Annotated in this window: 6 protein-coding genes; all 6 read left to right on the forward strand. The window is 33.6% G+C overall.

Annotated elements, in window-relative coordinates; translation table 11 throughout:
* Positions 1-7: 7 nt before the first annotated feature.
* The 6 genes from PP176A_RS00505 to drmA are packed head-to-tail and all read left to right on the forward strand — an operon-like array spanning position 8 to position 14,431.
* Positions 8-3,745: a DUF6079 family protein gene (locus PP176A_RS00505; protein WP_071138485.1), complete on the forward strand. Its 3,738-nt coding sequence runs from the start codon at positions 8-10 to the stop codon at positions 3,743-3,745.
* Entirely contained in the window at positions 3,738-6,302 is a 2,565-nt protein-coding gene (locus PP176A_RS00510) for a DNA methyltransferase (RefSeq protein ID WP_071138486.1), read from the forward strand. Before PP176A_RS00505 ends, PP176A_RS00510 begins: the two co-directional genes overlap by 8 nt.
* 15 nt (positions 6,303-6,317) lie before the next feature.
* Positions 6,318-8,978 carry a DEAD/DEAH box helicase gene (locus PP176A_RS00515; protein WP_071138487.1) on the forward strand — a complete coding sequence of 887 codons (2,661 nt, stop codon included), beginning with the start codon at positions 6,318-6,320 and terminating at the stop codon, positions 8,976-8,978.
* Position 8,979: 1 nt separating this feature from the next.
* On the forward strand, positions 8,980-10,443 hold the full coding sequence (locus tag PP176A_RS00520) for a PglZ domain-containing protein (RefSeq protein WP_071138488.1): 1,464 nt from the start codon (positions 8,980-8,982) through the stop codon (positions 10,441-10,443).
* Positions 10,436-11,152: a hypothetical protein gene (locus tag PP176A_RS00525; RefSeq protein WP_071138489.1), complete on the forward strand. Its 717-nt coding sequence runs from the start codon at positions 10,436-10,438 to the stop codon at positions 11,150-11,152. The genes PP176A_RS00520 and PP176A_RS00525 overlap by 8 nt, the downstream gene beginning before the upstream one ends.
* A gap of 15 nt (positions 11,153-11,167) precedes the next feature.
* A complete protein-coding gene (gene drmA / locus PP176A_RS00530) occupies positions 11,168-14,431 on the forward strand; it encodes a DISARM system helicase DrmA (RefSeq protein WP_071138490.1) in 3,264 nt (1,087 codons plus the stop codon).

Genomic DNA, 14,431 nt, shown 5'->3' on the forward strand with positions numbered 1-14,431 from the left:
CTTAAAAATGAAATATTCAGATATTATTAATTTTAATCCCATCCAAACAGTAATTCAATTAAAGGATGCCAATGATGAAACTAAAGCTAAAAACTTAGTAGAATCTTATGTTATGTCTGATGAAATGGCAGAAAAATTTAATGGAGGCATCTTAGAAGAACTACAATTTGATGAGGTAATAGATAATAAGGGAGTACTTATAGTAGGTAATTATGGAACGGGTAAAAGTCACCTAATGTCTCTTATATCAGCCATTGCCAATAATGCTGATAATCTTAATTATCTAGGTAATAAAAAGTTTGCTAGCTATTCAGAGAAAATAGCTGGTAAGTTTGAAGTCTTAAGAATTGAAATAGGATCAGTAAGTAACTCCCTTAGAAATATTGTAACTGGAGAGTTGGAAAGGGACTTAGAAAAAAGAGGTATTAAATTCGAATTTCCCAGTGCTGATAAAATCACAAACAACAAAGAAGCTTTAATTGAAATGATGTATAAATTTGAAGACAAGTATCCAGATAAGGGATATTTACTAGTGGTTGATGAGCTTTTAGATTATCTTAGGACTCGCAAGGAACAGGAACTAATACTAGACTTAAATTTTTTAAGAGAAGTGGGAGAGTTTATAAAAGATTCTAGATTTAGGCTTATTTGTGGTATCCAAGAACAACTATTTGACAATCCAACTTTTTCTTTTGTTGCTAATTCCCTTAATAGGGTTAAAGACAGGTTTGAACAGGTCATAATTAGAAAAGAAGATACTGCTTATGTGGTAGCAGAAAGAATTTTGGGAAAAAGCAAGGAGCAAAAAGCCATGGTAAGAGACCATCTGGCTCCCTACCATAAACTTTATTCAGGAATGTCAGAAAGAATTGATGATTATGTAGACCTTTACCCTATTCATCCTGCCTACATAGATATATTTAATAGAGTATATATAGCCGAAAATAGGGAAGTCTTAAGGACCATATCATTAACGGTTGAATCCTTATTGGACAAGGATATCCCAGAGGAAGCTCCTGGAATAATATCCTTTGATTCATACTGGACCTTCATTAAAGATAATTATGCTAGAAAATCCGAGTTTGAAGTTAAAGAAGTTATGGAGAAAAGCGGGGTCTTAGAAGAGAAAATCAAGAAGACCTTCCCAAAAGGGAAAGGAATCTACAAGGATATGGCTTTACAAATAATCTATGCCCTAAGCGTTCATAGATTAACTACCAGTGGCATAGATGTTAGAATAGGTTTAACAGCTGAAGATTTAAGAGATGACCTCTGTCTCTTTATGGAAAATATGCCTGAACTAGATGCTGATTTTCTTTTAGCAACAGTACAGACTTCAATAAATGAAGTTATAACCCTAGTTAGCGGACAGTTTATTGAACATAACAAAGATAATGGCCAGTATTTCCTAGATTTAAAAAAAGATATAGACTATGATGCCAAAATCCAACAAAAAGTAGACATGATGATTCCAGAGGATTTTAATAGATATTTTAATAGGTTAATCTATAGTGCCTTAGATTGGGATGCTGAGCAGTATGTGACAAACTTTGATATTTATGAGTATACCTTAAATTGGGAGTCAAGAAATGTATACAGGGAGGGTTATCTCTTTATGGGACTACCTACTGAAAGATCTACAGCCCAGCCCCCAAGAGATTTTTATATTTATATACTACCACCTTATCTAGATAAATCTAAGATAGAAAATCCAGAATCAGATGAGGTCCTATTTAAATTTATAAATAATGATGACTTCCATGAAAACTTAAGTCTTTTTGCAGCAGCCAGTGCCATGAGACAGGATGCAGCAGAACAAAACACAAAAAATATATACGGGAAAAAGGTAGAAAGCTATAGAAAGAATTTGTTGAAATGGCTAAATGACAATAAAAACACCTGCTTTTCCCTTGTGCATCAAGGTAGTGAAAAAACTTTAATAGAAGCAACAGGAGGAAAATCTAGGTTGCAAACAGATTTAAAAAGTTCTATTGACCTAGCATCTTCCATGGCCTTGGAAAACAGCTTCCAAGCAAAATACCCAGAATTCCCTAAATTTAAAAATAAGATTACCATAGAAAATAGGGCTGGGGTTTTGGAGAGGGTAATTAAGAGTTTTGCAGGTAAATTAAGCCAGGATGTTATGGAATATCTAGATTCATTTGGCCTAATAAAGAATAGTAAAATTGATGTGACAGGCTCCAAATATGCTATGGAAATAGTAAAATTAGTTAAAGACCTACCAAGGCAGGGAGTCCTTAATCGTTCAGACTTTATAGAAGAAGTTTATGACAATAGCATGGTTAAAAAGTTCAATATAGATTTAGGCTACTTTACACCTGTTCTTCTAGCCTTGGTCTATGCAGGCCATATAACTATTACCTTAAAAGATAACAGGGTCCTATCGGCCTCTAATATGGAACTTACAGCTAAACTAGGCAATATGGATATGCAAGAATTTAAATATATATCAAAACCTAAAGAGGCTGCAGTGGTGGAAATAAGCAGGCTATTAGAAATCTTAAAATTACCTACTGGCCTAGCTTCAAGTCCTAAGGAATTAGAAAAAGGATTAGACAAAATACTAGAAACCTGCTCTGATTGGGCTGGTAAGGCTATAAACACCAAACAAGTAATAAATAATGATTTTAACCTTTGGGGAGAGCCACTTATCCAAGGCCATTTCTTAGAAAAATATGAAAGAGATATATCTATAGTTGTGGATGAATTTGGAGGATTTGCTAGTAAGTATAACACTCCAGCTAAATTCAACAACCTAAACTTGACCCTGGAGAGAATAGAAGAAATTGGAAGAGGAATAGAGAGCATTGACCTTATTAAGAATTATACAGATCTTAGGAATTCTACTGGAAACTTAATCAACTATATATCTAACATAGAAACCATGGACCTGCCTAGCCAATTTACAGAAAAAATAAGCCAGGCAAAGGAAAGATTTAGGGACCAAAGAGACAGTTTAAAAGATGGAAAAGAATTAGAAGGTGTAATCTTTAATATTAGCTCTGATTTAAAGGAAATAAAGAAAGAATATATTGATTACTATATTAAAAAGCACCAAAAGCTTAGACTTAACCATAAATCCGCTGTTAAATTAAATGAATTAAAAAACTCAAGGGAAATCACCAACTTGAACAGACTAAAAAATATAGAAGGAGTATTTTCTTTAGGACAATTATCTGCTCTTGAAAAAACTCTGTCAGACTTAAAAATCTGCTATGACTTGGAAGTAAAAGAACTTGAAGAAAGCCCCATTTGCAAGCATTGTAAATTAAAGGACCTAAGAGAAGATCTTGACTATAATAACAAGATTGACTCCTTGGAAGAGGAAGTTATTAACCTGCTTTCCCAGTGGGAAGACCTACTTATCCAATATATTGAAGACCCTCTAGTCTTAGAAAATATGGACCTGCTCAACAAAGAGGAAAAAGAAATAGTAGAGTCTTTTATTAAAGGGAAGAAGCTACCACAAGCTATAGAACCTAATTTTATAAAAAGTTTTAACCTTCTTTTTTCTGAACTAAATAAGGTGACAATAAAATTAGATGACTTATCAAAAGAATTATTAAAAATCGGACCAACTACAGTTGAGAATTTAAAAAATAGAATTTCAGATTTTATAGACCAGCAAATTAAAGATATGGACCCTAAAAATCTAAGAATTATCTTAAAGGATGAAGCAAGCAACTATAACATAATAATAAAAGAGGAGGAGCAAAATGGCTAAGAAATTTGAAGAAGGTAAGGTTCTTAACAAGGAAATACTAGACAAGCTAAGGGATATAGAAGGATTTCCTTTAGGAGAAGATGAGGATATAATAAAGCTTTCTGCTCCACCCTACTATACAGCCTGCCCCAACCCTTTTATTAATGATTTTATAGAGGAGTTTGGCAAGCCCTATGACGAAGAGACAGATGACTACCATAGGGAGCCCTTTGCAGCAGATGTTTCTGAAGGGAAAAACCATCCTATTTATAATGCCCATTCCTATCATACAAAGGTGCCCCACAAGGCTATAATGAGGTATATTCTCCATTATACAGAGCCAGGAGATATAGTTTTTGACGGTTTTTGTGGCACTGGTATGACAGGTGTAGCTGCTCAAATGTGCGGCAATCCTGAGGCTGATTTAGAATTCAAGCTTCAACTTGAAAAAGAAATGCCCTATATCAAATGGGGTTCAAGGAAGGCTATACTTAATGACCTGTCCCCAGCAGCTACCTTTATTGCCCATAACTATAATACACCTGTTGATGTGGAGGAATTTGAAAAAGAAGCCAATAGGATTTTAGATGAATGTGAAAAAGAGCTAGGCTGGATGTATGAAACCAATCATGTGGACGAAAATGGTAACCAGATATATGATATGGCAGGACCAGTAAAGGGAAAAATAAACTACACTATTTGGTCTGATGTTTTAATTTGTCCGAATTGTAGTAACGATATTAATCTTTGGGATGTAGCTGTAGACAATGATAATGGTACAGTAAGCGATAGTTTTACATGTAATAATTGTAAAGCAAATCTAAAGAAAAACGAATGTGATAAAGCCATGGAACTAATATATGATGAATACTTAAAAACAAATGTTTATATATCAAAACAAGTGCCAGTTTTAATTAATTATTTTGTAGGGAAGAAAAGATTTGAAAAGAAACCTGATAAATTTGATTTTGACTTAATAAAGAAAATTGAATCTATGAAGTTAAAAACTTGGTATCCGACTGATAGAATGATTGTCGGGAGCGAATCAAGAAGAAATGATAAAGATGGAATCACTAATGTTCATTATTATTATACAAAACGAAATTTAGCTATTATGAGTTGCATTAGTCAAAAAAGTAATAGTAATTCAAGTAAATTTTTATTAACTGCATCTCTTGTGATGGGAACAAAGATGTCGAGATATGGGAAAAGAACAGGAAATCTTTCTGGAACATTATATATACCTTCTTTAATAAAAGAATTAAATATGTTTGAATTTATAAGTAGAAAATTACATGGAGGAAAAGGAATTCTTAAGCCTCTAAATATGATATCGAAATTTAAATCAAATGATGTATTGCTCCAAACTAGTTCTTTAGGCGATATGAGAAATATTGCTCAAAATTCGATTGATTATATATTTACAGATCCACCTTTTGGTGCCAATTTAAATTACTCTGAATTGAATTTCTTATGGGAGTCTTGGCTCAAAGTAATAACAAATAATGAGCCAGAGGCTATTGTAAATAATGTTCAAGGGAAAGGGCTAGTTGAATATCAATCCTTAATGACTCAGTGCTTTAAAGAATATTATCGGGTTTTAAAACCTAATAGATGGATGACTGTAGAATTTAGTAATTCTAAGAATTCAGTTTGGAATGCCATCCAAGAGTCATTAGTAAGGGCTGGCTTTATAATTGCAGATGTTAGGGTTTTAGATAAAAAACAGGGGTCTTTTAAACAGGTAAACTATTCATCTGCTGTAAAGCAAGACCTAGTTATTTCAGCCTATAAGCCTAGGGAAGGATTTGTTGAAAACTTTATAAAAAAGGCAGGAACTGAAGAAAGTGTTTGGGACTTTGTTAGAGAACACTTAGAAAAACTTCCCGTTGTAATTGAAAGAGGGACCTATTTAGAAAGGGTAGCTGAAAGAGATGCCCATTCCCTTTTTGATAGGATGATTGCCTATCATGTTGTTAATGGTGTATCTATCCCCCTAGATATCCAAGAATTTTTTAGAGGCTTAGATGAAAGATTTATAAAAAGAGATAATATGTATTTCCTTCCAGACCAAGTAAATGAATATGATAATGCAAGGATAAAATTTGATTTGCCTGAAATACAATTTTCACTGTTTGTAGAGGATGAAAAATCTGCCTTGGCCTGGTTATATTACCAACTAGACACTCCCCAAACCTATAGTGAACTCCAGCCTAAGTTTATGAAAGAAGCCAAGCCAGCAAGGCATGAAAAGATGCCAGAATTAATAGACCTTCTACAGGAAAACTTTCTGCAGGATGATGAAGAAAAATGGTATATACCAGATATAACTAAGTCAGGTGATATTCAAAAACTCAGGGAGAAGAAACTACTTAAGGAATTTGAAGAGTATCTCAATTCTAAAGGCAAGTTAAAGAGATTTAGGACTGAGGCCATTAGGGTGGGATTTGCAAAGCTTTGGAAAGAGAAGAATTACAAACTTATTGTAAAAATGGGAGATAGAATTCCTGAAAATGTTTTACAGGAAGATGATAAGCTACTAATGTACTATGATATATCTTCCTCTAGGATAGATTAGTGGATGAGGGATAAAATGTATGAATTGGGTCAATGGATTAAGAAAATTGAAAACGGACAAAGAGTACAGGTTTTAGAAGTTTTTGAAACATGGGGATATTCATCCCTGAAAGTTTACAATCCAGAGGAAAAGAAGATTGAATTCTTATCAGCTGACAGGGTCTTAGAGGAATGGGATCAGGAAATAGATGGGGATTATATTAAATACAAGATAGTATTACTTAAGCTTTTGCAGGAAATTTCCCAAGGCATGCTAACATCTTTAAAGGAAGGGGTAATCCCCCTTCCCCACCAGCTCTATGTCCTCAAAAGGGCCCTATCAGAATCCAGAATTCGCTATGTTTTAGCTGATGAAGTTGGACTAGGTAAGACTATTGAAGCAGGTCTAATAATTAGGGAGCTTAAGGCCAGAGGCCTAGTTAAAAGAGTACTAATAATCTGTCCTAAAGGTCTAGTTTCTCAATGGAACCTAGAATTAAAAGAAAAGTTTGATGAATATTTTAATATAATATTGCCTTCTGAGTACGAGACTATAAAAAGGATTATAAACAAGGATCAAGTTTATAGCCAATTTGATCAGATCATAAGTCCCATGGATTCCATTAAGCCTATAGAAAGACGGGCAGGATGGACCCAGGATGAGATTAAAAAATATAATGAAGAGAGGATTTATTCTATCATAGAGGCGGATTGGGACCTGATTATAATTGATGAGGCCCATAGGATGGCAGGAAGCTCAGACCAGGTAGCCAGATATAAACTGGGGAAGATGCTTAGTAAGGCAAGCCCTTATCTCCTCCTTCTTACTGCAACTCCTCATTCAGGAAAAACTGATCAATTTCTTAGACTGCTAGGATTATTGGACCAGGATGCTTTTCCAAATTATCAATCCTTGATTAAGGAAAATGTTGGCCAATATATAATAAGGACAGAGAAGAGAGAAGCTATAGATAATAAGGGAAAGAGATTATTTAAAGATAGGAAAACCCACTTAGTTGAGGTTAAATGGGATGAAAAACACAGCAACCAGAGCCATCTATATGAAATGGTAACTGACTATGTAAAAAAGGGATACAATAGGGCAATAAAAGAGAAGAAATCCTATATAGGTTTTCTTATGGTCTTAATGCAGAGATTAGTTACCAGTTCTACTGCAGCTATTAAAGATTCCATTAGTAGAAGGATAGAAATTTTAGAAAGCCAGCAGGTAAAAATTCATAATCTCTCCTTTGATGATCTAGCAGACATGGATTTTGAAGAAGGTATGGGCCAGGCCTTGGAACTAGCTTCCATAGATATTAAAAATGAAATTAAGGATTTAAAAGAGATACTAGGTCTGGCAAAGCAGGCTGAATATCAAGCCATAGATGCAAAGGCAGAAAGGCTTCTAGACTATTTAGATGAACTTTATTCCAAAGATAATGAAATGAAGGCTATTATCTTCACTGAATTTGTAGAGACTCAAAAATATTTAAGGTTATTTTTGAACAATAAGGGCTACTCCATATCTATTTTAAATGGATCTATGGATATGGAAGAAAGAGATAGAATTTTATTAGAATTTAAAGAAGATAACAATATCCTAATTTCTACAGATACTGGAGGAGAGGGATTAAACCTCCAATTTGCTAATATTGTTATAAACTATGACCTTCCTTGGAATCCTATGAAAATAGAACAGAGGATAGGTAGAGTAGACCGTATTGGTCAAGATAAAGATGTACTAGTCTATAACTTTATAAATATAGATACTGTGGAAAATAGGGTAAGGTCCATTTTAGAAAGTAAATTAGCCACTATATTGGATGAAACAGGTATAGATAAGTTATCTGACCTTTTGGATAATGAAATGGCTGAAATGGACTTTACTGATATATACATGAAATCTATCCGAGATGAAAAGTTTATAGACCATAATGTAAATAAGTTTGAAGAGGAATTTAGAAAACAAGTTGAAATAAGAAATCAATATAAGGAAATTATTAAAGATAATAAGGATTTGTCTGATGAGTCTTATAGTGAAAGTCACTTTGATTTGGATAAGAATCTTAATAGGATATTAGACTATTATCAAGCTAGCAAGGGTTTGACCTTGCCAAGGAAAAACTTATCACTGACTAATCCTTTAATTGAAAAACATATTAACAAGGATTTGGAATGGCATATATTAGACTCTGTTCCTCGGTTTTCAATTAAGAATTTTCCCAACGAAGATGGCTATTTTACTATTTGGCAGATTTCTTTAGGAGAGGAAAGGCAGTATAAGGATTATATACCTCTCTTCCTGACTAAAAAGATGTTATATAGGCCCATGTCTGGCAGGAAAATATGGGAGGAATTGTATAAGGAAGAGGATAATGTTGAATTTATTGGAATGGCAAAGATAGAAAGATCCTTATATGAAAGAATTGCTAAAAAGGCTGAAGAAATTGCCTATGATAACTTCTTGAATCTAAAAAATAAGTATGAATTAAAAAATAAGGATAACTATAGGAAATACAAACATTCTATAGAAGTTAAAAAGGATTTGGCTATGAAAATAGGCATAGATAATATTAGGAACTCAAAGTTAAAGGCTTTAGACAAGGAATTAATAGAAATAGAAAAAGACTATGAGGAGAAAAAAGGCCTTGTGCCTATTTTGCTTCCAGTTTTTATTGCAGAGTTGGTGAAGTGATATGTTAGTTGAGAAAATAAAAAACATTCTAGGCTTACCCTATAAGGATTATATTATGGTTAAAGACCCTGATAATATACTAGGGGAAAAAAGGATACTAGATGCTATAGAGTCAGAGGATTATAGAATAATTTTATATAAGGATGTAGAAGAATTTAGGTATATCTTTGAGAGTCAAATAAAGGCAGGTCATATAAAAAGACTTATCTTGATTTTAAAAGAGGATCTTTATATTGCCTATGACATAAAACAATGGTTTTCTGTTTGTAATTTAAGTTACAGTGAAATCTTTCCTAGGCTAAACAGGATGGTTTTAAAGGAAAAGAGAGCTTTAGACTGGGACCATATTTCTCTTGTTTATGAAAATACCTATGAAGATTATAGTTCTGAAGAAATGACCCATAGCTTTCTAGATGAAGTTATTTATGAAAAAGAGCATTTAATGTCCTATTTAAAGAAACTAGAAAATGATTTAGAGAGACTACTTGCTAGTCCTAGTGATTATAGAAAATGGTTTCAAATTGCTCATATAAATGCAAAAAGGAATTTAATTATAGGAAGGCTTAAGCTTAGTAAGGAAGACCTTATTGATATTACAAAAGATTTTCAGACATTTATTTTTGAAGAGTTCGGGTCTTTAAGTGGTAAATCCACATTTAAGGGGCCCATAATGGTTTCAAAGGTCATGGATTACCTTTTAAGAAGGGAAAAGAAAACTGCCCTTATAGTTTTAGATGGCATGTCTATAAGTGACTGGCTAATTTTAGAAAAACATCTAGACTATAGGGCAAGGACTGACTATGTATTTGCAATGATACCAACAGTTACTTCAATATCAAGACAAAGCCTTTTGGCAGGCCTTCTACCCCAGGAACTTATAGATCCTTTTAGTCTTATAAATGAAAAAAGGCAATTCTATAAGAAGGCTAAGGAATATATGGATGAATCTCAAATCTCTTATTATAGGGGCTACCAAATTGAACCTTCATTTAAAGATTTTTTCATAGCTATCATTATTAATGATATTGACGATTTAGTTCATAGGCAAATGTATGGTATAGAGGGACATAATGCAGATATTGAAAGGATGGGCCAGGCAGGTGAATTAAACAAATTGGTGGGAAAATTGTTGAAGGTTGGCTTTGAGGTTTATTTAGGTTCAGACCATGGCAATAAAGAGTCTTTGGGCCTTGGAAGACCAAAAGGTATGGGAGTTGAAGTAGAAACCAAGTCTCAAAAAATGATGATCATTAAAGATTATGCAGAAATTAAGGAAGTAACTAGGGACTATAAGCTCCTTGAATATCCTGGATATTATCTACCTAAGGACTATTCATATTTATTATCCAGAGAGGAAGAAGCCTTAGCAGCTGAAGGAGAAAGGATAATGTCCCATGGAGGAGCATCAATAGAGGAAGTTATTGTACCTTTTATAAAGATAGAGGGAGAAAATAAAAATGAGTAAGCAAGTTGGAATGTCAAGAAATATATCATTAGATTATTTAGATAAGACAGTAGAATTAATGAAAGATGAAGATGATTTTGAAAAAGTCAAAGATGATTTAAAGGAATATATAGGCCTTCATATTGATACAGCAACAAACACAAGAAAAACTGTAAGTATTTTATCTAATATTTGGCTTGAGGATGATGAAAAAAATAGAAGTATTAAGGCTTACGCTAGGGAAATAGTTAAAACAAACAATAGTAGCCTAAGGCTTGTTGCTCATTGGTGTATGATGCTTATAAGCTACAAGGTCTTTGAAGATATAGTTTCTATTGTCGGTAAATTAGATTATATGCAGGTTGAAATATCAAGCAAGTTTATAAGAGAAAAAATGACTGATATGTGGGGTGAGAGGCCAACATTAATCCATGCCATACCGAAAAACATTAGGACAATGAGGGATATTAATGTACTTGAGCCTGTTAAACATGGAGTTTATAAGGTAAAGAAACATAAGGTGGATGATGAAAGAGCTATCATATTAATTGTGGCCACCCTGATTCATCTAAAAGATAAACTTTATCTATCTCTTGATGAGCTGATTAATGATAGTATAATGTTCCCTTTTGATTATGATGTGAATATAGGAGTTTTAGAGGAGGCCAATATGTTTTCTTTTGATAGGTTTGGAGGGGAATTGGCCATAAGTTTAAAAGAAGAATTTTAGATAGGGAGGGATAAAATGAGACTTGTATACAAAGATTTAAGACAAAAGTTTATAGATTCTTTAAGGACTGACCTTATAGGCCCCTATGAGGAAGATGAAGAGCTAAGAGAAAGTCCTACAACTTCCTATATTATGGGCCGATTATCTCCTGAGGGAGAAGACTATTCATTTTTTTTAGATAGGGATAGTTTTTCTGAAAATGATTCTGAGGAAGGCATAATTGAAGATATGGAAAGCGATGATACCTTGTATATAAGTAAAAACAAGCAAGCTTCCTTGGGTCTAAGAGTATTTCTTTCTGAAGAAAATGACAGGATAGAAGTAAATATGAAATGGGCAGATTACATAGGCAGGGAGGAAGAAGGAAAATACTCTTTCTCTAGAAATCCAAGGGAATTTCAAGAAAATATAAATGTTAAATCAAGCAATATCTTAGGCCTGCATATTGAAAGAGATATTTACTTGTCTTGGATTGTTCATAGATTAGATACTGGTTATAAAATGGTTTCTATATATCTAGAAAATCGAAGGCATAAGGTAAAAGATTATGTGTCAAAAAATATTTTTCAAGTAGAGTTAGAACTGGTAAATAATGAATTAGGTTTTGTATCGGAAAATTTAGCCCATGGAATGAAGGAAGAGGAAGACTACTTTTTTAATAAGAAGCCCATATTTGCACGTGGCTATGGATGTGCTGCTAGATGGGATAAAGTAGATGGAAATACTGTTAAAATAGTTACAAGCGATTTTCTTCCAGAAAAAGAAATAAATGGTGTAGATTTAAATTTAGATAAGTATAGGGGATATTTCTCCATGTTAAAGTTTTCTAAAAGTGAAAATCAGGAAAGCACTTTCAGTGAATTGGAGGATATTTTAGGAGACTATGCTATCTGGATTAGTAGGCTGGAAGCTCATGAGTACATGAAGGATGAAACTTATAAGCCCGTTGGAAAAGAGAAAATAAAAATATGTAATGAAAATTTAGACAGGATGATAGATGGTTTAAGGATAATTAAAGAGAATAAAAAAGCCTACCAGGCTTTTACCTTTATGAATGAAGCTATGCATCTATCAAGGGCAATGAATTTATTTTCTAAAAGGGAAAATATAGAAGATGATTTAGGAGACTATTTAGGCGACCATTCACACTGGAGACCTTTCCAAATAGCTTTTATTTTACTTAATATTAGAAGCATAGTAGAGCCGGAATCTGCGGATAGGGATCTTTTAGACCTATTGTTTTTCCCGACAGGTGGGGGTAAGACAGAGGCTTATTTAGGTATCATTGCTTTTTTAATGGCTTATAGAAGATTAACTTCGGATGAGTGCCATGAATACCATAAGGATGGCGGTGTAACGGTGATTATTCGTTATACCTTAAGACTTCTTACCACCCAGCAGAGAGATAGAATATTAAAGCTTGTATCTGCCTGTGAAATGATTAGGATGAGAGAAGAAGGCCTATATGGGGAAAAGGAGTTTTCCATTGGATTTTGGGTTGGTAGTGGAGTTACTGTAAATAAGTTTAAAGATCTAGAAGTAAGCCAATATAATAATCAAAGCCAGGCTAATTATAAGAAAAGAACTCTTAAATCTCAGATTATAAAATGCCCTTCTTGTGGAGAAATTTTGGATGAAGAGAAATCCTATAAGATAGATATTCTCAATAAAAGTTTCACTATCAAATGCCCTAGGGAGGCCTGCTTTTTTAATAAAAGGCCAATACCTGTTTATTTAATAGACGAAGAAATTTATAGCAAGACTCCTACTATAATAATTGGGACTGTAGATAAGTTTGCAAGAATAACTTTTGAAGAAAGAGTCCATTTATTATTTGGAAAAAGAGATGTTGAATGTCTAGATTGTGGCAGCTTTTTATCTACTGATGAAGAAGAGATAACTAACTGTGCCCATAGGGGACATTTGTTTGAACAAAAACAAAAGCCTTGTAAGAATTTTTACCCACCAGAGCTAATATTACAAGATGAATTACATTTAATAACAGGCCCTCTAGGAACAATCTATGGGAATTATGAAATGGCCATAGATGCCCTATGTACAGCTGATATTGGTGGAAAAAGAATTAGACCCAAATATATAGCTTCTACAGCAACGATTAAAAATGCAGAGGAACAAGTTAAGGCTTTATACAGCAGAGCCCACAACCAATTTCCACCTAGTGGGCATGATTCAGATGACTCCTTTTTTTCAAAGGAAATATCCTTAGATGATTACCCATTTAGACTGTATTTAGGCGTAAGTTCACCTTTTGCCTCTATGAAGACAACAATACTGCGTGTTTATGCTGTTTTACTACAGACAGCCTATAGATATAAAGAAGATCCAATTTACAAGGATTATATTGATGCCTATTGGACCCTAATTGGCTATTATAATAGTAAAAGAGAATTGGGTGGAGCTGTAAGGCTTATACAGGATGACATTCCAGATAGAAGTAAAGTCTTGAAGGAGAAAAATAAGGATGAATGGGCTAGGATTTTTCTAAACTATGATGAGATAACATCCAGAAAAAAGGGTTGGGAAATTCCTCAAGTTTTGGAAAAACTTGAAAGGGGAATTAATCTTGGCAGTGATAAGGAAGTTTTAGATATAGCTGTTGCAACTAATATGATTCAAGTGGGAATGGACGTGGACAGGCTTGGACTAATGGCAGTGACTGGTCAGCCTAAAACTACTGCTGAATATATTCAGGCTACTTCTAGGGTAGGGAGACAAAGTCCTGGTTTAGTAGTAACTATTTATAATCCTTATAGGGCAAGAGACTTGTCCCATTATGAAAACTTTACAGCTTATCACTCCCATCTTTATAGATATGTTGAGGGAACATCAGCTACTCCCTTCTCTGCCAGAGCCAGGGAAAGAGCTTTACATGCCTCTTTCATAGCAATGCTAAGAAACGAATTTGAAGAATTGAGGACAAATAAATTTGGGGCAAGAAACATTGAAAATATAGACAAAGAAAAGATAGATATAATAATAGAAAAGATTCTTGAAAGGGTAAAAATTGTAGATCCAAATAACTTAGAAAAGGCAAAGGAAGAGTTGGTTTATTTCTTAGATGAGTGGAAGAAACTTTCAAGAAGTGAAGATAATTTATATTATGATTTTTATTATAATAGCATAGCCTATAAGACCAATAGAGTTCAGAGGTTACTAAGGCCTTATGGTTCATATGGTAAGCATAATTATGAAAAAGAAACCTTGAATAGTATGAGGAATGTTCAAAAAGAAGCTGGACTGTATCTTTGGAGGGATTAA

The sequence above is a fragment of the Sporanaerobacter sp. PP17-6a genome (assembly GCF_900095615.1).
In the GTDB taxonomy this organism is placed as follows: Bacteria; Bacillota; Clostridia; order Tissierellales; family Acidilutibacteraceae; genus Acidilutibacter; species Acidilutibacter cellobiosedens.

Coding starts and splice junctions, on each gene's coding strand:
- PP176A_RS00505 (WP_071138485.1), top strand. CDS start 8: ATGAAATATTCAGATATTATTAATTTTAATCCCATCCAAACAGTAATT.
- PP176A_RS00510 (WP_071138486.1), top strand. CDS start 3,738: ATGGCTAAGAAATTTGAAGAAGGTAAGGTTCTTAACAAGGAAATACTA.
- PP176A_RS00515 (WP_071138487.1), top strand. CDS start 6,318: ATGTATGAATTGGGTCAATGGATTAAGAAAATTGAAAACGGACAAAGA.
- PP176A_RS00520 (WP_071138488.1), top strand. CDS start 8,980: ATGTTAGTTGAGAAAATAAAAAACATTCTAGGCTTACCCTATAAGGAT.
- PP176A_RS00525 (WP_071138489.1), top strand. CDS start 10,436: ATGAGTAAGCAAGTTGGAATGTCAAGAAATATATCATTAGATTATTTA.
- drmA (WP_071138490.1), top strand. CDS start 11,168: ATGAGACTTGTATACAAAGATTTAAGACAAAAGTTTATAGATTCTTTA.